Origin of the sequence: Streptomyces sp. CA-251387 (genome assembly GCF_050936625.1) — a bacterium.
Classification (GTDB): domain Bacteria; phylum Actinomycetota; class Actinomycetes; order Streptomycetales; family Streptomycetaceae; genus Streptomyces.
Genome location: NZ_JBNJMJ010000001.1, coordinates 3,642,373 through 3,667,302, shown reverse-complemented (window position 1 = coordinate 3,667,302; position 24,930 = coordinate 3,642,373). Strand labels below are relative to the sequence as shown.

The following is a 24,930-nucleotide window of genomic DNA, read 5'->3' as shown; positions in this document are numbered from 1 at the left end:
AAGGATGGTACCCCCATTTCGTCAGTCTGACGATTTGTAGGCGTGTGAGGCTCAACGCACGCGATTGCGCAGCCCGTTTGTGCGACCGCCCCCCTCGGGTGGCAGCATGGGCTGTGTGACGTCACCCGCTCCCGTAGAGATCGAACGCACCGAGTCGGCGGAGGAGGTCTTCGCCGTCCCCGAGCCGGACGTCCCCTGGGTCACCATCGTCCACAACGACCCGGTCAACCTCATGAGCTATGTGACCTACGTCTTCCAGACGTACTTCGGGTACACCAAGGACAAGGCCACCAAGCTCATGCTCGATGTCCACCACAAGGGCCGGGCGGTCGTCTCCAGCGGCACTCGCGAGGAGATGGAACGCGATGTGCAGGCCATGCACGGCTACGGTCTGTGGGCCACCCTCCAGCAGGACCGGAAATGAACCGACCCGCCCCGCAGGACCGGAAGTAGCGAAATCGCCTCCATGCCAGGAACCTTCGAACCGCTCCCCGGCGGCGGCGCGGCCGTCGCCCTCGACGACGTCGAGATCTCCATCATCCGGTCGCTGGCCGTCCAGCTCCTTGAGCTCATCGGCCCCGGCCCCGCCGACGAGGCCCCCGACGACCCGCTCGCCGAACTCTTCGCCGACGGCCCGAGCGAACCCCCGGCCGACCCGGTCCTCAGGCGCCTCTTCCCGGACGCCTACAGCGACCCCGAGGGCGCCCCGCAGGCCAAGGAGGCCGAGGAGCAGCGGGCGTACTCCGCGGAGTTCCGCCGCTACACCGAGAACGACCTGCGCGCCGGCAAGCGCGACAACGCGCTCGCGGTGATCCGCTCCCTGGACGAGCTCAGCTCCGCCTCCGCCGGGGAGGGCGGCGCGGTGCTCAAGCTGTCGGTCGAGGAGTCCCCGCGGTGGCTCGGCGCCCTCAACGACCTGCGCCTCGCCATCGGCTCCCGGCTGGAGATCACCGACGAGGACGACACCGAGCTGCTCTACCGGCTCCCGGACGAGGACCCGCGCAAGCCGATGGTGATGGCCTATCTGTGGCTGGGCGGGCTGCAGGAGACACTGGTCGCGACGCTCATGCCGTAGACCGCGACGCCCGTACCGGTCGTTCGCGACCTTCTTGTGCCGTCATGTGACGGTTTTGTGTTCGCTCAGCGGACGCTCAAATCCGGATAACGATCCTGTCACCGCCGCCGCCCGCTCTGGGAGGCGGCGATGGTTTTGTCCGGTTCTTCCTGTGTGATGCGCCACATGTGCTGTAGCCGATCATTGTGACGGCCGTGATAAATCTTCACGACGCCCGGCGGACACCACCCGAATGTTCGGCCGGGTGCGCCATGTGGCCGACGGATCGTCGGCCAGGCACAGCTCCAGCAATCCGGGGGGATCGAGACCCGATCCGAGGCCGACGAAAGGCCCGGGTCGGCATGGAGAAAGGCGCACTACACATGACCTCTTCGAAGGTCACTGACGCGAAGGTCACTGACGCCCCCGAAGAGGGGTACGAGCGGGGCCTCGGCAGCCGTCAGGTCCAGATGATCGCCATCGGCGGCGCCATCGGCGTCGGCCTGTTCCTGGGTGCCGGCGCGAACATCGCCAAGGCCGGTCCCAGCCTCATCGTGATGTACGCCCTCGCCGGCGTCATCGTCTTCTTCATCATGCGGGCGCTCGGTGAGCTCCTGCTCTACCGCCCGGTCTCGGGTTCCTTCGCCGAGTACTCCCGTGAGTTCCTCGGCCCGTTCTTCGGCTACTTCACCGGCTGGACGTACTGGCTGATGTGGGTCGTCACCGGCATGGCCGAGCTCACGGCCGCCGCGATCTACGTCCACTACTGGTTCCCGGACGTCCCGCGGTGGGTCACCGCCCTGGTCTTCCTGGTGATCCTCTTCGGGGTCAACCTGATCTCCGTGAAGCTCTTCGGTGAGCTGGAGTTCTGGTTCTCGATGGTCAAGGTCACCGCCCTGATCGGCATGATCGTGATCGGCCTTGGCGTGCTCACCTTCGGCTTCAGCGCCGCCGGCGACACCGCCGCCGTCTCCAACCTCTGGGCCTTCGACGGCTTCTTCCCCAAGGGTGTCGGCTCGTCCCTGATGACCCTGCAGGGCGTCATGTTCGCCTACCTCGCGGTCGAGCTGGTCGGTGTCACGGCCGGTGAGTCGGAGAACCCGGAGAAGACCCTCCCCAAGGCGATCAACACCCTGCCCTGGCGTATCGCGCTGTTCTACGTCGGCGCTCTCACCGTCATCCTGTGCGTGGTGAAGTGGACCGAGTTCGCGGAGGGCGTCAGCCCCTTCGTGAAGGCCTTCGCGGTGATCGGCATCCCGGCCGCCGCCGGCATCGTCAACTTCGTCGTGCTGACCGCGGCCCTGTCGTCCTGCAACTCCGGCATGTACTCCACGGGCCGCATGCTGCGGAACCTGGCCGAGAGCGGCGAGGCCCCCAAGGTCTTCTCCCGGCTCTCCGCCACCAAGACCCCGGCCCTCGGCATCTTCGTCTCGGTGCTGTTCATGGGCATCGGCGTGGTCCTCAACTACGTCGTCCCGGAGAAGGCGTTCGGCTACGTCACCTCCATCGCCACCGCGGCCGGCATCTGGACCTGGCTGATGATCCTGATCAGCCACGTCCTCTACCGCCGCGCGGTCGTCGCGGGTCGCCTGCCCGCCTCGTCCTTCCCGGCGCCGGGCGGTTCGGTGTGCAGCTGGATCGCCATCGTGTTCCTGCTCTTCGTGACCGGTCTGATCGCGTACGACGCCGACGCCCGCGTCTGCCTGTACGTCATGGCCGGCTGGGCCGCCGCCCTCGGCATCGGCTGGGCGGTCCTCAAGAGCCGCAACCCGCAGGTCACGGAGCGCCGTGGCGAGCCAGAGCTCGAGAAGATCGGCTGACCTTCTCGGCCGGACGTCCGGTCGGAAGGGGCACTCGTGGCGCTCCCTCCGACTGCCGCTCAGGACGTCCGAGCATCCGGTGTTCATCCCGGGTGTCCGGCATATGGGCCGCCCCGTACCATCCCTCGGTACGGGGCGGCCCTTCTGCTTATCCTGGCCGACATGCTGACCATCACCCAGGCCCTCGTCGACCAGATCGTCGCCCACGCCCGCAAGGACCACCCCGACGAGGCGTGCGGCGTCGTGGCGGGCCCGGCGGGCTCGGACCGCCCCGAGCGCTTCATCCCGATGCTGAACGCGGCCATGTCGCCCACGTTCTACGAGTTCGACTCGGGCGACCTGCTCAAGCTCTACCGCGAGATGGACGACCGCGACGAGGAGCCGGTGGTGATCTACCACTCCCACACGGCGACCGAGGCCTACCCGTCCCGGACCGACATCTCCTACGCCAACGAGCCCGGCGCCCACTACGTCCTCGTCTCCACCGCCGACACCGACGGCCTCGGCGAGTTCCAGTTCCGCTCGTTCCGGATCGTGGACGGCGAGGTGACGGAGGAAGAGGTCAAGATCGTAGAGGCGTACTGATTCCTCGCACGGAGTCGGCCTGAACAGCGCGGTCTCACTCCCCGACCCTCATCCGTCCGCGATGTGGGATCACATTCCAAAAGCCGGACCGGGAATCGATACGATGACCCCATGGTTTTCCACGACGTGAGCGAAAAGACGCCGGGCATGCTGCTCGTTGCGCGGCTGCACGTCGACCTGTGCAGGCTCGCCAGCGCCATCTGTTGACGCGACACCCTGCCGCCGTACGGCCGTGAGCCGCGGCGCCTCCACGCACCACCCTGCTGCACTGCGCTGCCGCGCGCCCCCGACTGACTACTCCCGACAGGAGCCCTGAGCCATGGCCATCGAGGTCCGCATCCCGACCATCCTCCGCCAGTACACCGACGGTCAGAAGGCGGTGGAGGGCAGCGGTGACACCCTCGCCGAGCTGTTCGCCGACCTCGAGACGCGGCACGCGGGCATTCAGGCCCGCATCGTCGAGGGCGAGCAGCTGCGCCGCTTCGTCAACGTCTACCTGAACGACGAGGACGTCCGCTTCCTCGACGGCATCAACACCAAGCTCGCCGACGGCGACAACGTCACGATCCTGCCGGCCGTGGCCGGCGGCATGGTCTAAGGCCCGCTGACCACCGATGCGTTACGACTCCCCGTTGGCCGCGGTCGGCAACACCCCCCTGGTGTGCCTGCCGCGGCTGTCGCCGTCCGACGACGTCCGCATCTGGGCCAAGCTGGAGGACCGCAACCCCACCGGCTCGGTCAAGGACCGCCCCGCCCTGCACATGATCGAGCAGGCGGAGAAGGACGGCCGCCTGACCCCGGGCTGCACGATCCTGGAGCCGACCAGCGGCAACACCGGCATCTCCCTGGCCATGGCCGCGAAGCTCAAGGGCTACCGCATCGTGTGCGTGATGCCCGAGAACACCTCGCAGGAACGCCGGGACCTGCTCGCCATGTGGGGCGCGGAGATCATCTCCAGCCCGGCCGCGGGCGGTTCCAACACCGCCGTACGCGTCGCCAAGGAACTCGCGGCCGAGCACCCCGACTGGGTGATGCTCTACCAGTACGGCAACCCGGACAACGCAGGCGCCCACTACGCCACCACCGGCCCCGAGATCCTCGCCGACCTTCCCTCCGTCACCCACTTCGTGGCCGGCCTCGGCACCACGGGCACGCTCATGGGCGTCGGCCGCTACCTGCGCGAGCACAAGCCGGACGTCAAGATCGTCGCTGCCGAACCGCGCTACGACGACCTCGTCTACGGCCTGCGCAACCTCGACGAGGGCTTCGTACCGGAGCTGTACGACGCCTCCGTCCTGACCACCCGCTTCTCGGTCGGCTCGGCCGACGCGGTCACCCGCACCCGTGAACTCCTCCAGCAGGAGGGCATCTTCGCGGGCATCTCCACCGGCGCCGCGCTGCACGCCGCGATCGGCGTCGGCAAGAAGGCGCGGAAGGCGGGGGAGTCGGCCGACATCGTGTTCGTCGTGGCCGACGGCGGCTGGAAGTACCTCTCGACCGGCGTCTACACGGCTGCCACGACAGAGGAAGCGATCGAGACGCTCCAGGGCCAGCTCTGGGCGTGACCGCCGGGCGGCCTCACGTCGACAGGTGACGGACCTGGTCCCACACGACCGGGTCCATCACCCCGACCCGCCGCCGGAACTCCCACACCGGCACGTCCCTCAGCTCACCCGTCTCCAGGAAGCTCGCCCGCCCCCGGGTGTCCCCGACCGAGCCCGGCGGCAACGGAATCACCCCGCGCCGCTCGTCCCGGTACTTGCTGGTGATCTTCGCGACGGTGACCTGCTGCCCCCGCACCGAGAGCACCAGGCACGGCCGGTCCTTAGCGCCCGGCCCGTCCTCGTACGGCACCCGCGCCCACCAGATCTCCGCAGGCTCCGGACGAGCCGAAGCGGGCCCGTGCGCATGCCCCCGGGGCCGCCCGGGCGGCCGCGTCCGCTGCCCCTCGGGACGCCGCCCGCGTCCCCACCCGTCCACGAGCGCGGCGACGAGCGCGAGCAGCACCACCGCCGCGAGCGCCAGCCACCATGACGTGTCCATGGGATGACGTTACCGGCCTCCCATTCCCCCGGCGCCTTACGGGACCAGGGAGTTGTACAGCTCGGTCACATGGCTCTCGAACGGGGGCGCTCCGAGCTCCTTCGCGGCCGGGACGACCGACCCCTCCAGGAAGCGCCGGAAGTCCTCCTCCGACTCCCACACATCGATGACCTGCCACCCTCCCCCCTCGCGCGGCGCCGCGTAGTGGGCGACCATCCCGGCGGGGGGACTCGTGCGGTCCGGGATCACCCGGTCGAAGGTTGCCTGGTAGAGCTCCTCGGTCCACTCGGCGCTCTGATTGACGACCAACACGGCCATGTCCGGATCCCTCGATTCACAGGAGGCGACAGCTGTTTCCGACGTTACGTCCACTTTTGTGTGGTAGCGAGCGGAGATGGCCGCACACCGAACACCTGGACAGCGTCGGCAGCCGAACGGCTGACACCACAGGTGAGTTCGCCCACAACAGCCCTTGGCGGAGGAGCGACGGGAGGTTTTGCGCCTTACGCTCGACAAACCGCACGACCCCCGACGCCCCATTCCCGATCTTCTGGATTCTCTGGATTTCCAGCCAGCGGAGGTTTCTGTTTCATGAAGCTCACCGTCGTCGGCTGCTCGGGGTCGTTCCCGTCCGCGGAATCGGCCTGCTCGAGCTACCTCGTCGAGGCCGACGGCTTCCGGCTGCTCCTCGACATGGGCAACGGCGCCCTGGGCGAGCTGCAGCGCCACTGCGGTCTCTACGACCTCGACGCGATCTTCCTCAGCCATCTGCACGCCGACCACTGCATCGACATGTGCGCGTACTTCGTGGCGCGCTACTACCGGCACGACGGCGGCCGCTGCGACCCGATCCCGGTCTACGGACCCGAGGGCACGGAACAGCGCCTGACCACCGCCTACGCCGACACCCCCACCGCCTCGTCCATGAGCGAGGTCTTCGACTTCCACACGGTCAAGCCGTCCACCTTCGAGATCGGCCCGTTCCTCGTGCACACGGAACGCGTGGCCCACCCGGTGGAGGCGTACGGCATCCGGATCGAGCACGGCGGGAAGACCCTGACCTACTCCGGCGACACGGGCGTCAGCACGGCCCTGGACGAACTGGCCCGCGACGCCGACCTGTTCCTGTGCGAGGCCGCCTTCACGCACGGCAAGGAGAACATCCCCGACCTGCACCTCAACGGCCGCGAGGCGGGTCAGACGGCCGCCCGCGCGGGAGCGAGGCGCCTGGTGCTGACCCACATCCCCCCGTGGACCGATCCCCAGGTCAACCTGGCCGACGCGCGCGAGGTCTACGACGGGCCGGTGGAGCTCGCCGCTCCGCGGGTGACGTACGAGATCTGACCTGTACGACGTGACAGAGGCCCCCGGAGCGTGTCTGCTCCGGGGGCCTCAGTGCTGTTCGGGCGGGGCTCACGCCTTGGTGAGGTCCTCGACCTCCTCCTCGGGCTCGCGGCCCGGGGTGGGGAGGTTGAACTTGGTGATGGCGAAGCGGAAGACCGCGTAGTAGACCGCCGCGAAGACCAGGCCGATGGGGATCAGCAGCCAGGGCTTGGTGGAGATCCCCCAGTTGATGAAGACGTCGATGAATCCGGCCGAGAAGCTGAAGCCCATGTGCATGCCCAACGCCCAGGTCACAGCCATCGAGATCGCGGTGAGGACTGCGTGGATGGCGTACAGCACCGGCGCGATGAACATGAACGTGAACTCGATCGGCTCGGTGACACCCGTGAAGAACGAGGTCAGGGCCATCGACATCATCATGCCGAGGACGGCCTTGCGGCGCTCGGGGCGGGCGGAGTGCGCGATCGCAAGCGCGGCGGCCGGCAGACCGAACATCATGATCGGGAAGAAGCCGGACATGAACAGTCCGGCGTCCGGGTCACCGGCGAAGAAGCGCGGCAGGTCGCCGTGGAAGACGGTGCCCGCGGCGTCGGTGAAGTCGCCGATCTGGAACCACGCCACCGAGTTGACGAACTGGTGCATGCCGATCGGGATCAGCGCGCGGTTGATGAGACCGAAGAGGGCCGAGCCGAAGGCGCCCAGACCGGTCATCCACTCGCCGAAGTTCGAGATGACGTTACCGATGGGCTCCCAGCCCAGGACGACCAGAACACCCAGAACAGTACCGAGGGCGGCGGTGATGATCGGGACCAGCCGACGGCCGTTGAAGAAGCCGAGCCAGTCGACGAGCTTCTTGCGGTGGTAGCGCTGCCACAGTACGGCCGTCAGCAGGCCGAGGATGATGCCGCCGAGCACGCCCGGGTTCTGGAAGGTCGCGGCCTGGGCGGCCTCGTTGCCCTTCTGCCAGAAGCCGCCGCCGAGGCCGGTCGCCGTGTAGGTGGCGCCCTCGTGGCCGTCCTTGATCGGGTACTGGTGGATCACCGCGTAGTAGGTCAGGAAGCCGACGACGGCGGCCAGCGCCGTCGACCCGTCGGCCTTCTTCGCGAAGCCGATGGCCACGCCTATGCAGAACAGCAGCGGCAGGCCGAAGGAGCTGTCCAGCAGGGCGCCACCGGCTCCTGCGAACACCTTCGCCACGTCGGCGGGGATGTGGAACCTCTCCTGCGAGTCCGCCTGCCCCAGGCGGAGCAGAATGCCCGCCGCCGGCAACACGGCGATGGGCAGCTGCAGGCTGCGGCCGACCTTCTGCAGGCCCTGGAAAAGACCGGATCCCCACTTCTTCGTGGGGGCCGCCGTTGGCGCGGTGGCGGTGCTCATAGACTTCCTCCATCGGGTGGTGGTCTACACCACTCAGTGGTGTAGACCTGTTGTAGCACGATGAAGGCGAGATAAGGAACCCGCGATTCCCGGGGATTTTCCGGACCCGTTTCAGGCCTTTTGTCAGACCTTTGTGACGTCCTCGACCTCTTCCTCCGGCTCCCTACCCGGCGTCTTGAGATCGAACTTGGTGATCGCGAAACGGAAGATCGCGTAATAGACGACGGCAAAGCCCAGGCCGATCGGAATGATCGCCCAGGGCTTCGTGGCCAGGTTCCAGTTGATGACGTAGTCGATCAGTCCGGCCGAGAAGCTGAAGCCGTCGTGGACGCCCAGCCCCCAGGTCACCGCCATCGAGACACCCGTCAGCAACGCGTGCACCGCGTACAGCAGCGGGGCGATGAAGAGGAACGAGTACTCGATCGGTTCCGTGATGCCGGTGACGAAAGACGTCAGCGCCACCGACAGCATGAGGCCGCCGACCTCCTTGCGGCGGGCCGGCCTCGCGCAGTGCGTGATCGCGAGGGCCGCGGCCGGCAGGGCGAACATCATGATGGGGAAGAACCCCGAGGTGAACTGCCCGGCGTCCGGGTCGCCCGCGAGGAACATGTTGATGTCGCCGTGCACCACCTCGCCGTCCGGCGTTGTGTAGCTGCCGAACTGGAACCAGATGGGCACGTTGAGGAACTGGTGGAGCCCGACGACCAGCAGCGCGCGGTTGGCGACGCCGAACACGCCCGCTCCCCAGGAGCCGAGGTCGCTCATCCAGTCGCTGAAGTTCTCCAGCGCGTCCCCGATCGGTGGCCAGACCCACAGGCACAGCACCGCGACCACGATCGCCACGAACGCCATGATGATCGGGACGAGACGCCGCCCGTTGAAGAAGCCCAGCCAGTCCACCAGCCTCGTCCGGTGGTAGCGCTGCCAGAAGAACGCCGCGAGCAGGCCGATCACGATGCCGCCGAAGACACCCGGGTTCTGGTACTCGTACGCGCTCACCGCCCCTTCGGCCGCGGCGCAGCCGATGTCGGGGATCTCCCTCGTCCCCGCCGGGCAGTCCTCCGGGAACTCGCGCAGCACGTTGTAGTAGACGAGGAACCCCACCACCGCCGCCAGCGCCGTCGACCCGTCCGCCTTCTTCGCCATGCCGATGGCCACACCGACGCAGAACAGCAACGGCAGCCCCAGCGAGCCGTCGAGCAGCGCACCGCCCGCGCCGTCCATCACCTTCGAGACGTTGTCCCAGCCCAGGCCGTCGTCGCCGAACACGTCCGGCTGACCGAGCCGGTTGAGGATGCCCGCGGCCGGCAGGACGGCGATGGGGAGCTGGAGACTGCGGCCCATCTTCTGCAGGCCCTGGAACGCGCGCTGCCGGCGCGCCCGGGCAGGGCTCACCTCACTGCCGGAGCTCATGGGTTGGCGACCGCCTGTCGTGTGGTGTAGACCAGTTACGGACGATTGGTTGCTGTGACGTCATCTTTCGGTACGCACGACCCAATCGCTCGCGAAGTTGGGCCAACAGTGCGTGAGGAGACCGACATGGCCAGCAAGGCTGAGAAGATCGTCGCCGGGCTCGGCGGCATCGACAACATCGAGGAGATCGAGGGCTGCATCACCCGGCTCCGCACCGAGGTCAGCGACCCCTCGCTGGTCGACGAGTCCGCCCTGAAGGCCGCCGGCGCCCACGGCGTCGTGAAGATGGGCACCGCCATCCAGGTCGTCATCGGCACCGACGCCGACCCGATCGCGGCGGAGATCGAAGACATGATGTGAGCCTCCGAGCTCACCGAAGGGGCCGCTTCCCACCGCGGGAGCGGCCCCTTCCGTATCTGCGGCTAGGCTCGCCCCATGTCCTCAATGCCTCGATTCGACGGCCGCACCCCCGAACAGCTCCGCCCGGTCACCATCGAACGCGCCTGGAGCAAGCACGCCGAGGGCTCCGTCCTCGTCTCCTTCGGTGACACGAAGGTCCTGTGCACCGCCTCCTTCACCGAAGGTGTCCCGCGCTGGCGCAAGGGCAGTGGCGAGGGCTGGGTCACCGCGGAGTACGCCATGCTGCCCCGCGCCACCAACACCCGCGGCGACCGCGAGTCCGTCCGGGGCAAGATCGGCGGCCGCACGCACGAGATCAGCCGCCTCATCGGCCGCTCCCTGCGCGCCGTCATCGACTACAAGGCGCTCGGCGAGAACACCGTCGTCCTCGACTGCGACGTCCTCCAGGCCGACGGCGGCACGCGCACCGCGGCCATCACCGGCGCCTACGTCGCCCTCGCCGACGCCGTCTCCTGGGCCCAGGGCAAGAAGCTGATCAAGCCCGGCCGCAAGCCGCTCACCGGCACCGTCAGCGCCGTCTCGGTCGGCATCGTCGGCGGCGTACCGCTCCTCGACCTCTGCTACGAGGAGGACGTGAAGGCCGAGACCGACATGAACGTCGTCTGCACCGGCGACGGCCGCTTCGTCGAGGTCCAGGGCACCGCCGAGGCCGAGCCCTTCGCCCGCGAGGAGCTCAACTCCCTGCTGGACCTTGCGGTTTCCGGCTGCGGGGAGCTGGCGGAACTGCAGCGCAAGGCACTTGATACGGTCCTCGAAAAGTAAAGGGCGCACCAAGAAGAGCCGCAGCCGCGCGCAACCTCGCCGCGCTTCCCGGCGTCACTAGGGGTACGGGCGTACGGCACACCGCTGTACGCCCGGCCAGTGCACAACGGGGGGCCTGCGAGGCCTGAGCAGGGAGGGAACGTCAACCATGGCCACGAGCCGACGCCGCCGGAGCCGTATCGCCATAGCCGCCGCAGCCATCGCGGCGGTCGGACTGACGGCCGGGCTGACCACCGGCTGCGACGCCGTCAGCAAGGCGATGGACTGCGTCCAGACCGCCGACGCCATCGCCGACAGCGTCACGGAACTCCAGCAGGCCGTGGAGAACGCGTCGAACGACCCGACCCAGCTCGAGGAGTCCCTGACCTCCATCGACAAAAACCTCGACAAGATCGGCGACAAGACGGACAACGCCGACGTCAACAAGGCGGTCGACGACCTTCAGCAGGCCGTCACGAATGTGCGTGACGCCGTGAAGAACGGGGACGAGACGCCGGACATCAGCCCGGTGACGGAGGCGGCCGGGGAACTGACCAAGGTCTGCACGCCGTAGCTGCGCCGGCTGGGCGAGTGCCAATCGTCTGCCGGGTTCTGTCGGTGGGCGGCTGCGGGTTCGTCGTGGCTGGTCGCGCCCGCGCGGCGGAGCCGCATATCGACACAGCCCCGCGCCCCTTCAGGGGCGCCTCCGGCGGCCCCTGGATACTGGTCCCCATGACCCGCCTCATCCTCGCCACCCGCAACGCCGGAAAGATCATCGAGCTCAGGGCGATCCTCGCCGACGCAGGGCTGCAGCATGACCTCGTCGGTGCGGACGCCTACCCGGACATCCCCGACGTCAAGGAAACCGGCGTGACCTTCGCCGAGAACGCCCTGCTGAAGGCGCATGCCCTGGCGCGGGCGACCGGGCTGCCCGCCGTCGCCGACGACTCGGGACTGTGTGTCGACGTCCTGAACGGCGCCCCCGGCATCTTCTCGGCCCGCTGGGCCGGCCGGCACGGTGACGACAAGGCCAACCTGGAGCTGCTGCTGGCGCAGTTGTCCGACATCGACGACGCCCACCGGGGCGCCCACTTCGCGTGCGCGGCGGCGCTCGCCCTGCCGGACGGGACGGAGCGGGTGGTCGAGGGGCAGTTGCGGGGCACCCTGCGGCACGCCCCCGTGGGCACGAACGGCTTCGGGTACGACCCGATCCTCCAGCCGGAGGGCGAGACCCGGACGTGCGCCGAGCTGAGCCCCGAGGAGAAGAACGCGATCAGCCACCGGGGCAAGGCGTTCCGGGCGCTCGTACCCGTGGTGCGGGAACTGCTCGGCTGAACTCTGGTGCGGCCGGAGGGACTCGAACCCTCACGGGTGTTACCCCACTGGGACCTAAACCCAGCGTGACTGCCAATTCCACCACGGCCGCGTGACCTTGCCCGGCCATGCTACTGGCCGGGCGGGGTGATCAGATGCCCAGGTCCTTGATGATCTTGGCCACGTGTCCGGTCGCCCGCACGTTGTACAGGGCTCGCTCGACCTTGCCCTCCTCGTCCACGATCACCGTGGAGCGGATGACGCCCATGTACGTCTTGCCGTAGTTCTTCTTCTCGCCGAAGGCGCCGTACGCCTCGGTGACGGACTTCTCCGGGTCGGCGAGCAGCGTGACCTTCAGGGACTCCTTCTCGCGGAACTTGGCAAGCTTCTCCGGCTGGTCGGGGGAGATGCCGATCACGTCGTAGCCGGCGCCGGCCAGCAGCTCCAGGTTGTCCGTGAAGTCGCAGGCCTGCTTGGTGCAGCCGGGCGTCAGGGCGGCCGGGTAGAAGTAGACGATGACCTTGCGGCCCTTGTGGTCCGACAGGGACACCTCGTTGCCGTCGGCGTCGGGCAGGGTGAAGGCGGGGGCCACGTCCCCCGGCTGGAGTCGCTCGCTCATCGGACCAGCGTAACCGGGGAGCCTGACGGTGCGGTCCGGCGTGGAGCTGACAGACTGTCCGCAAACAGCATCAGCTTCACTTCGGAGGCCGTACGGTGGCGGACACGTCGGACACCAGAACACCGGCGCAGATCGAGGCGGACATCAAGCGCCGCCGCGCAGTGCTGGCCGAGACGCTCGACGAGATCGGGGTGCGGGTGCACCCGAAGACGATCGTCGGCGACGCCAAGGCCAAGGTCGTCTCGAACATCGACCACACGCTCGGACGGGCCTACGTCGGGGTCAACCGGGCCGTGAGCGATGTCAAGGCCAAGTTCACCGACGAGGAGGGCGCGCCCCGCATCGAGCGGATCGTGCCCGTGGCGCTCGTCGCCGTCGGTCTGGTGGGCCTGCTGGCCCTCGGCACCCGGCGCCGCAAGGGCTAGGGCCTGTCCCTGGTGACGGCGGACCCGGCGGCGTACGGACGCGGTAAAGGCAGGTAGGTTCAAAGGCGTGAGCGCCAACAGAAACGAGCACAGCACCCAACACGACAAGCTGCCCATCCGGATGCTGCACGACCGAGTCCTCGTGCGGCAGGACACGAACGAGGGTGAGCGGCGTTCCGGTGGCGGCATCCTCATCCCCGCCACGGCGGCCGTAGGCCGTCGGCTGGCCTGGGCGGAGGTCGTCGCGGTGGGGCAGAACGTACGGACCGTGGAGCCCGGTGACCGGGTCCTGTTCGACCCGGAGGACCGCGCCGAGGTCGAGGTGCGCGGGGTCGCGTATGTGCTCATGCGCGAGCGTGATCTGCACGCCGTGGCCGCCGACCGGTTCGAGGGGTCGGAGGACTCGACCGGCCTCTACCTCTGAATCGACGGTCCGAAAGGGCTGGTGACCCTTGTCACCAGCCCTTTTCGTTGTTCTTTGCTACCTTTGCAAGGAACCCGACGAGACGCGCCGTACCGGGTGAAGGCAAAGACGACGCACCGCCAGGTTTCCGTCTTTGCGAAAGGTGCTCGTCATGGCCTGGGTTCTGCTAGTCGTCGCCGGTCTGCTGGAAGTCGGCTGGTCGATCGGCATGAAGTACACGCACGGCTTCACCCGCCCCGTCCCCAGCCTGCTCACCGGCGCCGGCATCGTCGCCAGCATGCTGCTGCTGTCGTACGCCGCGAAGTCCCTGCCCATCGGTACCGCCTACGGCGTCTGGGTGGGCATCGGCGCGGCCGGCGCGGCGGTGGTCGGCATGGCGGTGCTGGGCGAGCCGGTCACCGCCGCGCGGATCTTCTTCGTCTGCCTGCTGCTGGTCGCCGTGGTGGGGCTGAAGGGGACCAGCGGGCACTGAGCCGGGCCGGCGCTCACTCGTTGAGGACCAGGCTCTGCTGCCCGCCCCCGGTTCCCGTGGTCCCCCCGCCTCCGGTGTCCGTACCGCCGGTCGAGCTGTCGCCGCCCGTACTGCCGCCGTCGGTGGTGCCACCGGTGTCGGTGCCGCCGTCCGTGGTCGTGCCGCCGTCGGAGGTGCCGCCGGTGTCGGTGTCGCCCGTGGTCCCGCCGTCGGTGGTCGTGCCCCCGTCGGTGGTGCCGCCGGTGTCGGTGTCGCCCGTGGTCCCGCCGTCCGTCTGGCCCGGCGTCTCGCCGCCGGTCTGGCCCTCGGTGTCCTGGCCGGGGGTGGTGCTGGGGTCCCCGGTGGCGCCGCCGTTGTCCTGGCCGCGGGTGCCGTCGTCGCCCTGGGTCGGGTCGGTCGTCGGGTACTGGGGCACGTCCGCGCCCTCCTGGAGCTCCAGGTCGAAGTCGGCGGCCGGCTTGCCCTTGAGGGCCGCCTTGGTGAACTGGGCCCAGATCGCGGTGGGCGGACCGCTGCCGTTCATGCGGCTCTCGCCCAGCGCGCCGTACAGCGACTTGTGGTGCGCCGTGACCGGGTCCTGGCCCATGACGGCGACGACCGTGGCGAGGTCGGGCGTGTACCCGGCGAACCAGGCGGCCTGGTCCTCCTCCGCCGTGCCGGTCTTGCCCGCCGCCGGGCGGCCGACGGCCTGGGCGGGTGTGCCGGTGCCGTTCTCGACGACGCTCTTCAGGATCGACGTGGTGGTGTCGGCGGCCTCGCGGCTGATCACCTGGGACGCCTTGCGCTCCGGGATCTCGATGACGTCGGCGCCGTCCTTGGTGATCTTCTCGATCATGGTGTACGTGCCGTGCCTGCCGTGGTTGGCGAGCGTCGCGTAGGCCTCCGCCATGTCGAGGACGCTGGCGTGGGCCACGCCGAGCGCGATGGACGGGACCCCCTGGAGTTCGGGGGTGTCGGTGGGCAGGCCCAGTTCGACCGCGGTGTCCTTCACCTTCTCGGGGCCCACGTCCACGGCCATCTGCGCGTACACCGCGTTCACGGACTTGTCGGTGGCCGTGCGGACGGTGATGTCGCCGTAGGAGTACTGGTCCTCGTTCTCGGGGTCGTAGGTCCCGCCGCTCCAGCCCTGCACGGGGCGCTTGTTGGTGCCGTCGTAGATCGTGTTCGGGGTGATCGGGCGGCCGTCCTGGGTGGTGGAGTCGTTCTCCACGGCCGAGGTGAACACGAACGGCTTGAACGTGGAGCCGACCTGGAAGTCCCGGCGGGTGGCGTTCGGGGTGTACTGCTTGACGTAGTCGATGCCGTTGTACATCGCGACGACCTTGCCGGTCTTCGGGTCGACGGAGGCGCCGCCCGCGCGGACGTACTTGTCGACCTTGTTGTTCTTCGGGTCCAGCTTGGAGATCAGCTGGTCGTTGACGGCGTCGACGAAGGCGTTCTGCTTGTCCTTCTGCAGGGTGGTGGTGATGCGGTAGCCGCCGGCCTTGAGGTCGTCCTCGGTGGCGATCTTGTTCTTGAGCAGGTAGTCCTGCACGATCCGCACGATGTAACCGCGCTGCCCGGACAGGTTGGTGGAGGTGGTGGCCTCCTTGGGCGTCGGGAACTTCATGCCCTCCCGCTTGCTCTCGGAGAGCCAGCCCTTGGTCACCATGCCGTCCAGGACGTAATTCCAACGGGCCACGGCCGCGGCCTTGTTCTCCGGGTGGGCGACGACGTCGTACTCGCTGGGCGCGTTGACCAGCGCGGCCAGATAGGCGGCGCGGGCCGGGTCGAGGTCCCCCGCGTCCATGCCGTAGTAGGCCTGGGCGGCGGCCTGGATGCCGTAGGCGTTGCGGCCGAAGAAGCTGGTGTTGAGGTAGCCCTCGAGGATCTCGTTCTTGCTCTTCTCGCGGTCCAGCTTGATCGCGATGAAGAACTCCTTCGCCTTGCGGGTGACGGTCTGGTCCTGACGCAGGTAGTAGTTCTTCACGTACTGCTGGGTGATCGTGGAACCGGACTGCTTGCCCTTGCCGGTGGCCGTGTTCCAGGCGGCGCGGAGCATCGCCTTGGGGTCGATCGCGGACTCCGTGTAGAAGTCGCGGTCCTCGGCGGCCAGGATCGCGTGCTGGGCGTCCTTGGAGATCTGCGCGAGCGTGACGTTCTCCCGGTTGACCTCGCCGTCGCGGGCGATCACCGAGCCGTCCGCGTACATGTAGACGTTGGCCTGCTTGGTGGCGAGCGCGTTGGCCGGCGGGATCTTGACCAGGGAGTAGCCGAGGAAGAACAGCCCGACGAGCAGCAGCGTGCCGATGACGAAGGTGCCGAGCACCATCCGCCAGGTCGGGATGATCCGTCGCCAGCCCGTCCGTTTCGGCCGCCCCGGTTTCCGGGTCGGCTGCTGTGGCGGCTGCTGCTCGTCGCTCATGTGCTGCACGGACTCCTGTTTCGCGTCGTACGTTCCTGTACGCCTCGTACGCCTACTGCGCCCCCATTGAAGACTCTCGCACCCGGCGTTCCGTTCCCGGAAACCGGCGCGCGTCCGCGGAAAGTGAGCAGGCTCTCGCGCCGGTCGTGTGCCGTGCGTCCGGCCCGGAAAACGGCTGGCAGCCCTTGCCGCCCGCGCACTAGGCTCCTGCGCTTCGGTGCCGGGCGCGGGCGAGGAGGGCTGTGGATGTGGGCTCCGGGCGGTTGTACGTGGCCGTCGCGGCAGGCGGATTCAGACGTTACGCGACTTATCGGGCGGCGACGGCGGCCGGGGTGTTCACCAACACCGTCTTCGGCGTGATCCTCGTCTACACGTATCTGGCGCTGTGGGACGAGAAGCCGCACCTCGGGGGCTACGACCAGGCGCAGGCGGTGACCTATGTGTGGCTGGGGCAGGCCCTGTACTCGACGCTGGCCATTCAGGGCGGCGGCGTCGAGAAGGACCTGATGGGCCGCATCCGAACGGGTGAGATCGCGATCGACCTGTACCGCCCGGCCGACCTCCAACTGTGGTGGCTGGCGAGCGACTTGGGCCGGGCGCTGTTCCAGATGCTGGGGCGGGGAGTGATCCCGTTCACGTTCGGCGCGCTGGTCTTCCCGATGGCGCTGCCCGGCGCGGTCACGACCTGGGCGGCGTTCCTGGTCGCGCTCCTGCTGGCGATGGTCGTCAGCTTCGCCATCCGCTACCTGGTCGCCCTGAGCGTGTTCTGGCTGATGGACGGCCATGGCGTCTCGCAGGCCATCATGGTCACCGGGATCTTCTTCTCGGGCATGACCCTGCCGCTGAACGCCTTCCCGGGCACGCTCGGCGACATCGTCCGGGCGCTGCCCTGGGCGGCACAGCTCCAGATGCCCGCGGATGTGCTGATGGGGGAGACCGACCCGCTCGGGGCGTACGCCTTCCAGGCGGCGTGGGCGGTGGTCCTGCTGGCGGCCGGGCGGCTCGTGCAGTCGTCGGCGACGCGGCGGGTGGTGGTGCAGGGTGGCTGAGACCTCCAGGGCGCCCGGGACGAGCGAGGCTTCCCCGGTGTCTCCGGTGTTGGTGCCCCGCGGGTCCAGGGTTGGTGAGGGCCTGCGGGCCTACCGGCTGGTCGCCGGGATGTGGATCCGGTCCACCATGACCTACCGCACCTCGTTCGTCGTCACGGTCATCGGCAACCTGCTGCTGACCGGCCTCGACTTCGCCGCGATCCTGCTGATGTTCTCGCAGGTCGACTCGCTGGGCGGCTGGTCGCTGCCCGAAGTCGCCTTCCTGTACGGCCTGTCGGCGACCGCGTTCGGCCTCGCCGACCTGACGTTCGGCTCGATGGACGTCCTGGGCACCCGGATGCGCGACGGCTCCTTCGACATACTGCTCGTACGGCCCGCCCCGGTGCTGGCCCAGGTCGCCGCCGACCACTTCGCGCTGCGCCGCCTCGGCCGGATCACCCAGGGCGCGCTGGTGCTGGGCTGGGGGCTGCTGGCCGTCGATGTCGACTGGACCGTGGCGAAGGTGCTGCTGGTGCCGCTGATGCTGGTCAGCGGCGCGGTGATCTTCTGCGCGCTGTTCACGGCCGGCGCGTCCTTCCAGTTCGTGGCGCAGGACGCCGCCGAGGTGCAGAACGCGTTCACGTACGGCGGCAACACGCTGTTGCAGTACCCGCCGACCGTGTTCGGGAAGGACCTGGTGCGCGGGGTGACGTTCGTCCTGCCGCTCGCCTTCGTCAACTGGGTGCCCGCCGCCCATGTGTTGGAGCGGCCGTACCCGGTCGGCGTGCCGCAGTGGGCGGCCTTCGCGCCGCCGATGGTGGCGGTGGCGTGCTGTGCGCTGGCCGGTCTGGCGTGGCGGGCCGGTCTGCGGTCGTATCGGAGTACGGGGAGTTAGGGGCAGGCGATGGAGGGCATGCGGGACGCGTTCATCGAACTCGACGGTGTCGAGAAGGTCTTCGACGTACGCAAGAAGACCGGCTTCCTGAAGCGGGAGCGGCGGCAGGTGCGGGCCGTCGACTCGATCTCCTTCACCGTGGCGCGCGGCGAGATGGTGGGCTACATCGGGCCGAACGGCGCCGGCAAGTCGACGACGATCAAGATGCTGACGGGGATCCTCACGCCGAGCGGCGGCCGCCTGCGCGTCGCCGGTATCGACCCCTCCCGCGAGCGCACGCGGCTCGCGCACCGCATCGGGGTGGTGTTCGGGCAGCGTACGACGCTGTGGTGGGACCTGCCGCTGATCGACTCGTACAAGCTGATGCACCGCATGTACCGCATCCCGGACGGCCGTTACCGGCAGAACCTCGACCGCCTCGTCGAACTCCTCGACCTCGGCCCCCTGTTGGACGTCCCCGTGCGCCAGCTCTCCCTGGGCCAGCGGATGCGCGGTGACATCGCGGCGGCGCTGCTGCACGACCCCGAGGTGCTGTACCTCGACGAGCCGACGATCGGGCTCGACGTCATCTCCAAGGCGAAGGTCCGGGAGTTCCTGCGGGAGGTCAACGCCGAGCGCGGCACGACGGTGCTGCTGACCACGCACGACCTGCAGGACATCGAGCAGTTGTGCTCACGGGTGATGGTCATCGACCACGGGCGGCTGATGTACGACGGTCCGCTCGCCGGGCTGCACGAGGTGGGGGAGAGCGAACGGACCCTGGTGGTCGACCTGGAGCGCGAGCTGCCGCCGATCGAGGCGGCGCCGGCGCGGGTGGTGAAGGTGGAGGGGCCGCGGCAGTGGCTGGCGTTTCCGGCGGGGGAGTCGGCGGCGGTGCTGGTGGCGCGGATCGCGGCGGAGTATCCGCTGGTGGATCTGTCGGTGCGGGAGCCGGACATCGAGGCCGTGATCGCCAAGATGTACGCGGAGCAGGCCGAGCGGGCCGAGCGGGCGGTCTCGTAACCGGCGGTTTCATGGCCCCTGGCCGGGGTTGCTCGTAGGCTGCTGTACATGACCGACGATGCCCCGGAGCTGCGCGCTTCCGACGCCGATCGTGAACAAGTCGCCGAGGTCCTGCGGGACGCCCTCGCGGAGGGACGTCTCGACATGGAGGAGTTCGAGGAACGCCTGGACGCCACGTACAAGGCACGGACGTACGGGGAGCTGGCGCCGATCACCCGGGACCTGCCCGTCGGCGCGGTGGCCGTGCCGAAGGTCGACATGGTGAAGAAGGCCGAGGTCTCCGACGGGAGTTGGGAGCGGCGGATCGTCGGCGGCGAGGGGTCGTCGACGTGGGGTGTCGCCGTGATGTCCGGGTTCCAGCGCAAGGGGCGGTGGACGGCTCCGAAGCGGTTCAACTGCTTCGCCTTCTGGGGTGGCGGGGAGATCGATCTGCGGGAGGCGAACTTCGCGGACCGGGAGATCGAGATCAACTGTGTCGCGATCATGGGCGGGGTGGAGGTGATCGTGCCGCCGGGGGTCGAGGTGGTGGTGCGGGGCATCGGGATCATGGGGGGTTTCGATCACCGTGAGGAGGGGGTGCCGGGGGAGCCCGGGGCGCCTCGGGTGATCGTGACCGGGTTCGCCTTCTGGGGCGGGGTCGGGGTCGAGCGGAAGCTGACGCGGGCACAGCGGCAGGAGCTTCTCGAGGAGCGGCGGCGGGAGAAGCTGGAGCGGAGGGCTGGGCGGCGGGAGCTGGACTGAGCTGCCGTGGGCTGAGTGCTGCCCGGCGTGTGGGCTGAGCGGGGGTGGGTCGCGCAGCCCGGCGCTACGGGGTGCCGACTGAGCCGACTGAGCCGACCGGCGTGGGTGGGCGCAGGCTGCGGCGGCGGAAGCCGACCGGCGTGACTGGCCGCAGGCTTCGCCCGGTGAAGTCGGCCGACGTGCCGCGCAGGCCGGGGAGGCCGGGCCGCCCCGGCCGTGCCTCTACAGCTCTGCCGGAGCGGCTCCCTTCAGGTCCTCCAGGTTGAAGGCCTCCGCCATGCGCTCGTAGCCCTTGTCGCTCGGGTGGAGGTGGTCGCCCGAGTCGTAGTCGGGGCGGAACTTGCGGGGGTTGTACGGGTCGCGGACCGCCTTGTCGAAGTCGGCCACCGCGTCGAAGACGCGGCCCGCGCGGATCTCGGCGTTGATCTGCTGGCGCACGCCTTCGCGGGCGTCGGTGTAGCCGCGGTGGCCCTGGAAGGGCATCAGGGTCGCGCCGACGACCTTCAGGCCGCGGGCGTGGGCCTGGCGGACCAGAGCGCGCAGGCCGTCGAGGATGCGGTTCGGGTCGGCGAGGTTCGGATTGCGCAGGATGTCGTTGACGCCGAGGTCGATGACGACGACCTTGACGTTCGTACGGGAGAGCACGTCCCGGTGGAAGCGGCCGACGCCGGCCTGGTTGTCCGCGGGGCGCCCGGAGCCGCTGGCGAGGATCTGGTTGCCGCTGATGCCCTGGTTGACGACGCTGTAGCGCGGCACGTCCTCGCCGGCCGCGACCGCCGCGCGCAGCCGGCGCGAGAGGACGTCCGTCCAGCGGCGGTTGGCGTTCTCGGTGGACGTGATGCCGTCGGTCAGCGAGTCGCCGAAGACCACGACGGTGCCGTCGGACTCGTTGCTGAGCACGTCCAGCGCGGTCAGGTACCGCCAGGACTCGACCTGCCCGGTGTACGCCACGCCGGTCGCGTCCTCGGTGAGGTCGCCCTCGGCGACGTAGCTGGTCTGGCGGGCGTGCGGATGGAACGTCACCGGGCCGGACGGGGTGGGGGAGTAGGTGGTGACCAGGACGTCGGTGTCCGCCTGGATCGCCAGGCGCACGACGTCGCTCAGCACCTGCTGCCCGGGCGGGATGACGACGGTGGTGTTGCCGCCGAAAGTCAGTCGCCGCATGGTGTCGGCGACGGCGGCCGCGGTACCCGTCCCTGCGGCGACGGCGATCGACGCGTGCGTGATCGTCAGCGCCGACTGGCCGTACAGATTGGACAGCGTGATCCGGGCACTCGTACCGCCGACGCTCGTGTGCACCACGTTGCGTACCGAGCGGCCCGCCAGGCCCTCGATCTCGGTGCCGGGTTCGCCGCCGACCGGGGAGGCGGACCAGGCGCCGACCCAGATGCCGGTGGAGGCCGGGGCGGCGGGGCCGCGCGCGGCGTTTTCCCTGGTGGGATTGGTCTTGGTCGTGGTGCTGCCGTCGTCGGAGGCGACTCCGACGTATATGGCGGCGGAAACCGCCACGATCAGGGCGATGATCCCAGATAGCAGGGCATAACCGTAACGCCTGGTCATGCGGTGCGTGTCTCCTCGGGCGGATGGGAGCCCGAGGCTCCGATGTGATCACCTCATGATGCGTCATAAGGCAAGGGAGAGTTGCACTGACCCCCCATTGGGCCGCCGGAGTTCATCCGGAGTTCGCCATCGACCTCCCCCCACCGGACAGACGCCGGGAACTCTTGATTCGTTCCAGGAGTCGGTCAGGTAGGGACAATATGTGCGGGGGATCCTGGACGGGTGGAGCGGATGGAACGTACGAATCCGGATGAAACGGGAACGCGTGTCGTAGAGCAGCATGCCCGGCCGGACGCCGCCGTTAACCGGGGCGTCCCCGCATCGGCCGTACGTGCGATGACGACCTTCAGCGCCGCCGACGAGGAGAAGCAGCGCGGCGTACGGCGGATGAAGGTCACCGCGACCGGGCTGCTGCTGTTCGTGGCGCTGGTGTACGTCCTGGCCAAGGTGGCGTCGAACCAGGGCGCCGGTGACTGGGCGAACTATGTCGCCGCGGCCGCCGAGGCCGGCATGGTCGGCGCGCTCGCCGACTGGTTCGCGGTCACGGCCCTGTTCCGCCACCCGCTGGGCATCCCCATCCCGCACACCGCGATCATCCCCAACAAGAAGGACCAGCTGGGCGTCTCCCTGGGCGAGTTCGTCGGCGAGAACTTCCTCTCCGAGGACGTCGTACGACAGCGTCTGCGCGCCGTCGGCATCGGCAGCCGGCTGGGCGCCTGGCTGGCGGAACCGGAGCACGCCGACCGGGTGACGGCCGAGCTGGCGACGGCCCTCAGGGGCGCACTGACGGTCCTGCGCGACTCCGACGTGCAGGCGGTGGTCGGCGAGGCGATCACCCGCCGGGCCGACGCCCGCGAGGTCGCGCCCGGCATCGGCAAGATGCTGGAGGGGATCGTCGCCGACGGCGGCCACACGCGGGCCGTCGACCTGATCGTGACGAAGGCCCACGACTGGCTGATCCTGCACGACGACGAGATCATGGGCGCGGTTCAGGGCGGCGCGCCCGGCTGGACGCCGAAGTTCGTCGACCGCAAGGTCGGTGAGCGGGTCTACAAGGAGCTGGTCCGCTTCTGCGCCGAGATGCGCGACATGCCCTCCCACCCGGCGCGCGGCGCCCTCGACCGGTTCCTCATCGACTTCGCCTCCGACCTGCAGTCCGACACCGACACGCGCACGCGTGTGGAGCGGTGGAAGGGCGAGGTGCTGGCCCGCGGCGAGGTCCAGGACCTGATCGCGTCCGCCTGGACCGCCGTGCGCGCCATGATCGTGTCGGCGGCCGAGGACGAGCGCAGCGAGCTGCGCCTGCGCGTGCGGGCCTCGCTGCTCTCCCTGGGCGTCCGTATGGCCGCCGAACCCTCGATGCAGAACAAGGTGGACCGCTGGGTCGAGGGCGCGGCGGTGCACGTCGTGACGACGTACCGCAAGGAGATCACCTCCCTGATCACCGACACCGTGGCCGGCTGGGACGCCGGGCACACGACGCGGAAGATCGAGGCGCACATCGGCCGCGACCTGCAGTTCATCCGGATCAACGGCACGGTGGTGGGTTCCCTCGCCGGGCTGCTGATCTACACGGTGTCGCGGGCGCTGGGGGCGTAGGACCGCCTGGTCAGGGCACCCGAGTCGGGTTCCGCTCAACGAGGAGGGAGCCCATGGCCAACGCACCGGCCAGTACCGGCCGTACCGTGACCACCGACATACCCGCCCGCCTCGACCGCCTCCCGTGGTCGCGCTGGCACTGGACGATCGTGATCGGCCTCGGCACCGTGTGGATCCTCGACGGCCTCGAGGTCACCGTCGTAGGCAACATCGCCCCCCGCCTCTCCGAGCCCGGCAGCGGACTGCCGATCAGCTCGGGCGAGGTCACCGGCCTGGCGGCCGCGCTGTACGTGGCCGGTGCCTGCGTCGGCGCCCTGTTCTGGGGCCGCCTGACCGACCGATGGGGCCGCAAGAAGCTCTTCATGATTACGTTAGCGGTCTACCTGGGAGCGACCGCCCTGACCGCGGTCTCCTTCGAGACCTGGTGGTTCTTCCTGTTCCGCTTCCTGACCGGCTTCGGCATCGGCGGCGAGTACGCGGCCATCAACTCCGCGATCGACGAGCTGATCCCGGCGCAGTACCGCGGCCGCGTCGACCTGATGATCAACGGCAGCTTCTGGCTGGGTGCGGTCGGCGGTTCGCTGCTGTCGATCGTCGCGCTGAACACGGCGGTCCTGCCCAAGTCCCTCGGCTGGCGGCTGACGTTCGCACTCGGCGCCGCCCTCGCCCTGGTGATCCTCCTGGTCCGGCGGCACGTCCCGGAGAGCCCCCGCTGGCTGCTGATCCACGGCCGGGACGGCGAGGCCGAACGGATCGTGTCCGCCATCGAGCGGCGGGTGGAGGCCGAGCGCAGCGAACCGCTGCCGCGCCCCGAGGGCGAGATCACCATCCACCAGCGCAGGAGCGTGACGTTCCTGGAGATCGGCCGCACGGTCTTCGCGAAGTACCGCAAGCGGGCCACGCTCGGCTTCGCCCTCTTCATCGGCCAGGCGTTCCTCTACAACGCGATCACCTTCGGCTTCGGCGCGATCCTGACCACCTTCTTCGACGTCCCGACCGGCGACACCGGCTACTACTTCGCGGTCATCGCGGTCGGCAACTTCCTGGGCCCGCTGCTGCTCGGCAAGCTGTTCGACACGGTGGGCCGCAGGGTGATGATCTCGTCGACGTACCTGCTCTCGGGCCTCCTGCTCTTCGGCACGGCCTGGCTGTTCGACCGGGGCGCGCTCAGCGCGACCACGCTGACGGCCTGCTGGTGCGCGGTGCTGTTCTTCGCCTCGGCGGGCGCGTCCAGCGCCTACCTCACGGTGTCCGAGGTGTTCCCGATGGAGACGCGGGCGATGTCGATCGCCTTCTTCTACGCCCTCGGCACCGCCGTCGGCGGCATCAGTGGCCCCCTGCTCTTCGCCGACCTCACCGCATCGGGCAAGGTCGGCGACACGGTCCTCGCCTTCCAGATCGGCGCGGCCCTGATGTGCGCGGCGGGCCTGGTGGCGGCGCTCCTCGCGGTCCGCGCGGAACGCCGGTCGCTGGAGGACATTGCACGGCCGCTCACAGCGGTGGCCGGGCCGTCGCGCGCGGGGGTGCGGACGGCGCGGGCGACGGGGGCGTAGGACGACGGGGTGTGGAGCGACCCGGTCATAGGCCTACCGGGGCATCCGGCGACAGGGGCATGGGCAGGCGGACCGGGCCGGTCCCGGCTCTCCCCCG

At 69.2% G+C, this 24,930-nt stretch carries 28 protein-coding genes, 1 tRNA gene and 1 riboswitch; of the genes, 21 read left to right on the top strand and 8 right to left on the bottom strand.

Annotation, left to right across the window (positions count from 1 at the left end; all coding sequences use genetic code 11):
• The first annotated feature begins 106 nt into the window (after positions 1-106).
• The 7 genes from clpS (at position 107) to ACQEV2_RS16255 (ending at position 5,024) form a co-directional block, all read left to right on the top strand.
• Entirely contained in the window at positions 107-424 is a 318-nt protein-coding gene (gene clpS, locus ACQEV2_RS16285; protein WP_171155799.1) for an ATP-dependent Clp protease adapter ClpS, read from the top strand.
• 42 nt (positions 425-466) lie between these two features.
• Positions 467-1,075, top strand: coding sequence for a DUF2017 domain-containing protein (locus ACQEV2_RS16280; RefSeq protein ID WP_433041098.1), 609 nt, complete (start codon positions 467-469; stop codon positions 1,073-1,075).
• Positions 1,076-1,437: 362 nt separating this feature from the next.
• The gene (locus tag ACQEV2_RS16275; protein ID WP_433041095.1) at positions 1,438-2,874 is read left to right on the top strand and encodes an amino acid permease; all 1,437 of its coding nucleotides are present in this window, start codon (positions 1,438-1,440) and stop codon (positions 2,872-2,874) included.
• A 162-nt stretch (positions 2,875-3,036) separates the two neighbouring features.
• Positions 3,037-3,459, top strand: a complete 423-nt coding sequence (locus ACQEV2_RS16270) for a Mov34/MPN/PAD-1 family protein (protein ID WP_433041092.1) — start codon at positions 3,037-3,039, stop codon at positions 3,457-3,459.
• Between the two features lie 111 nt (positions 3,460-3,570).
• Entirely contained in the window at positions 3,571-3,666 is a 96-nt protein-coding gene (locus ACQEV2_RS16265; protein ID WP_316959376.1) for a putative leader peptide, read from the top strand.
• Between the two features lie 112 nt (positions 3,667-3,778).
• On the top strand, positions 3,779-4,057 hold the full coding sequence (locus ACQEV2_RS16260) for a MoaD/ThiS family protein (protein WP_433041087.1): 279 nt from the start codon (positions 3,779-3,781) through the stop codon (positions 4,055-4,057).
• Between the two features lie 16 nt (positions 4,058-4,073).
• Positions 4,074-5,024, top strand: a complete 951-nt coding sequence (locus ACQEV2_RS16255) for a PLP-dependent cysteine synthase family protein (RefSeq protein ID WP_433041080.1) — start codon at positions 4,074-4,076, stop codon at positions 5,022-5,024.
• A gap of 13 nt (positions 5,025-5,037) precedes the next feature.
• On the opposite strand, the gene ACQEV2_RS16250 is transcribed toward ACQEV2_RS16255, so the two are convergent.
• Both ACQEV2_RS16250 and ACQEV2_RS16245 read right to left on the bottom strand, forming a co-directional pair.
• Positions 5,038-5,502, bottom strand: a complete 465-nt coding sequence (locus ACQEV2_RS16250) for a type II toxin-antitoxin system PemK/MazF family toxin (protein WP_433041077.1) — start codon at positions 5,500-5,502, stop codon at positions 5,038-5,040.
• Between the two features lie 36 nt (positions 5,503-5,538).
• Entirely contained in the window at positions 5,539-5,820 is a 282-nt protein-coding gene (locus ACQEV2_RS16245) for a hypothetical protein (protein WP_433041074.1), read from the bottom strand.
• Positions 5,821-6,093: 273 nt separating this feature from the next.
• On the opposite strand from ACQEV2_RS16245, the gene ACQEV2_RS16240 reads away from it, so the two are divergent.
• Positions 6,094-6,846, top strand: coding sequence for an MBL fold metallo-hydrolase (locus ACQEV2_RS16240; protein WP_433041071.1), 753 nt, complete (start codon positions 6,094-6,096; stop codon positions 6,844-6,846).
• Between the two features lie 69 nt (positions 6,847-6,915).
• On the opposite strand, the gene ACQEV2_RS16235 is transcribed toward ACQEV2_RS16240, so the two are convergent.
• Positions 6,916-8,223, bottom strand: a complete 1,308-nt coding sequence (locus tag ACQEV2_RS16235; RefSeq protein ID WP_433041068.1) for a PTS transporter subunit EIIC — start codon at positions 8,221-8,223, stop codon at positions 6,916-6,918.
• A gap of 123 nt (positions 8,224-8,346) precedes the next feature.
• Positions 8,347-9,636, bottom strand: a complete 1,290-nt coding sequence (locus ACQEV2_RS16230) for a PTS transporter subunit EIIC (RefSeq protein ID WP_433041065.1) — start codon at positions 9,634-9,636, stop codon at positions 8,347-8,349.
• Between the two features lie 126 nt (positions 9,637-9,762).
• Between ACQEV2_RS16230 and ACQEV2_RS16225 the strand changes: the two genes are divergently transcribed.
• From ACQEV2_RS16225 to rdgB, 4 genes are all read left to right on the top strand, one after another.
• On the top strand, positions 9,763-9,996 hold the full coding sequence (locus ACQEV2_RS16225) for a glucose PTS transporter subunit EIIB (protein WP_031478364.1): 234 nt from the start codon (positions 9,763-9,765) through the stop codon (positions 9,994-9,996).
• Positions 9,997-10,080: 84 nt separating this feature from the next.
• A complete protein-coding gene (gene rph / locus ACQEV2_RS16220) occupies positions 10,081-10,818 on the top strand; it encodes a ribonuclease PH (protein ID WP_433054486.1) in 738 nt (245 codons plus the stop codon).
• 148 nt (positions 10,819-10,966) lie between these two features.
• Positions 10,967-11,371, top strand: coding sequence for a hypothetical protein (locus ACQEV2_RS16215; protein WP_433041062.1), 405 nt, complete (start codon positions 10,967-10,969; stop codon positions 11,369-11,371).
• Positions 11,372-11,529: 158 nt separating this feature from the next.
• Complete coding sequence (gene rdgB / locus ACQEV2_RS16210; protein ID WP_433041059.1) at positions 11,530-12,132, top strand: RdgB/HAM1 family non-canonical purine NTP pyrophosphatase; 603 nt, start codon at positions 11,530-11,532, stop codon at positions 12,130-12,132.
• 4 nt (positions 12,133-12,136) lie between these two features.
• On the opposite strand, the gene ACQEV2_RS16205 is transcribed toward rdgB, so the two are convergent.
• A tRNA-Leu gene (locus tag ACQEV2_RS16205) sits at positions 12,137-12,223 on the bottom strand.
• A 39-nt stretch (positions 12,224-12,262) separates the two neighbouring features.
• Positions 12,263-12,730, bottom strand: coding sequence for a thioredoxin-dependent thiol peroxidase (gene bcp / locus ACQEV2_RS16200; protein WP_433041056.1), 468 nt, complete (start codon positions 12,728-12,730; stop codon positions 12,263-12,265).
• A gap of 95 nt (positions 12,731-12,825) precedes the next feature.
• Between bcp and ACQEV2_RS16195 the strand changes: the two genes are divergently transcribed.
• From ACQEV2_RS16195 to ACQEV2_RS16185, 3 genes are all read left to right on the top strand, one after another.
• Entirely contained in the window at positions 12,826-13,155 is a 330-nt protein-coding gene (locus ACQEV2_RS16195) for a DUF3618 domain-containing protein (RefSeq protein ID WP_433041053.1), read from the top strand.
• A gap of 67 nt (positions 13,156-13,222) precedes the next feature.
• Positions 13,223-13,579, top strand: coding sequence for a GroES family chaperonin (locus ACQEV2_RS16190; protein WP_433041050.1), 357 nt, complete (start codon positions 13,223-13,225; stop codon positions 13,577-13,579).
• A gap of 55 nt (positions 13,580-13,634) precedes the next feature.
• A riboswitch (guanidine-III (ykkC-III) riboswitch) is annotated at positions 13,635-13,697 on the top strand.
• Between the two features lie 33 nt (positions 13,698-13,730).
• Complete coding sequence (locus ACQEV2_RS16185; RefSeq protein ID WP_433041047.1) at positions 13,731-14,051, top strand: DMT family transporter; 321 nt, start codon at positions 13,731-13,733, stop codon at positions 14,049-14,051.
• A gap of 13 nt (positions 14,052-14,064) precedes the next feature.
• Here the strand turns inward: ACQEV2_RS16185 and ACQEV2_RS16180 are convergent, their stop codons facing one another.
• Positions 14,065-16,455 (bottom strand): transglycosylase domain-containing protein, encoded by a 2,391-nt coding sequence (locus tag ACQEV2_RS16180; RefSeq protein ID WP_433041044.1) that lies wholly within the window; start codon positions 16,453-16,455, stop codon positions 14,065-14,067.
• Positions 16,456-16,703: 248 nt separating this feature from the next.
• Here ACQEV2_RS16180 and ACQEV2_RS16175 point away from each other — a divergent pair, with 248 nt between their 5' ends.
• The 4 genes from ACQEV2_RS16175 (at position 16,704) to ACQEV2_RS16160 (ending at position 20,121) form a co-directional block, all read left to right on the top strand.
• A complete protein-coding gene (locus tag ACQEV2_RS16175; RefSeq protein ID WP_433054483.1) occupies positions 16,704-17,504 on the top strand; it encodes an ABC transporter permease in 801 nt (266 codons plus the stop codon).
• Between the two features lie 109 nt (positions 17,505-17,613).
• Positions 17,614-18,378, top strand: a complete 765-nt coding sequence (locus ACQEV2_RS16170) for an ABC transporter permease (RefSeq protein WP_433054480.1) — start codon at positions 17,614-17,616, stop codon at positions 18,376-18,378.
• A gap of 9 nt (positions 18,379-18,387) precedes the next feature.
• Positions 18,388-19,380 (top strand): ABC transporter ATP-binding protein, encoded by a 993-nt coding sequence (locus ACQEV2_RS16165; protein WP_433041041.1) that lies wholly within the window; start codon positions 18,388-18,390, stop codon positions 19,378-19,380.
• A 48-nt stretch (positions 19,381-19,428) separates the two neighbouring features.
• The gene (locus ACQEV2_RS16160; RefSeq protein WP_433041038.1) at positions 19,429-20,121 is read left to right on the top strand and encodes a DUF1707 SHOCT-like domain-containing protein; all 693 of its coding nucleotides are present in this window, start codon (positions 19,429-19,431) and stop codon (positions 20,119-20,121) included.
• 222 nt (positions 20,122-20,343) lie between these two features.
• Here the strand turns inward: ACQEV2_RS16160 and ACQEV2_RS16155 are convergent, their stop codons facing one another.
• Positions 20,344-21,681 carry an SGNH/GDSL hydrolase family protein gene (locus ACQEV2_RS16155; RefSeq protein WP_433041035.1) on the bottom strand — a complete coding sequence of 446 codons (1,338 nt, stop codon included), beginning with the start codon at positions 21,679-21,681 and terminating at the stop codon, positions 20,344-20,346.
• Between the two features lie 231 nt (positions 21,682-21,912).
• Between ACQEV2_RS16155 and ACQEV2_RS16150 the strand changes: the two genes are divergently transcribed.
• Together ACQEV2_RS16150 and ACQEV2_RS16145 are read left to right on the top strand one after the other, a co-directional pair.
• A complete protein-coding gene (locus ACQEV2_RS16150; protein WP_433041032.1) occupies positions 21,913-23,280 on the top strand; it encodes a DUF445 domain-containing protein in 1,368 nt (455 codons plus the stop codon).
• A 53-nt stretch (positions 23,281-23,333) separates the two neighbouring features.
• Positions 23,334-24,833, top strand: a complete 1,500-nt coding sequence (locus ACQEV2_RS16145) for an MFS transporter (RefSeq protein WP_433041029.1) — start codon at positions 23,334-23,336, stop codon at positions 24,831-24,833.
• The last annotated feature ends 97 nt before the right edge of the window (positions 24,834-24,930 follow it).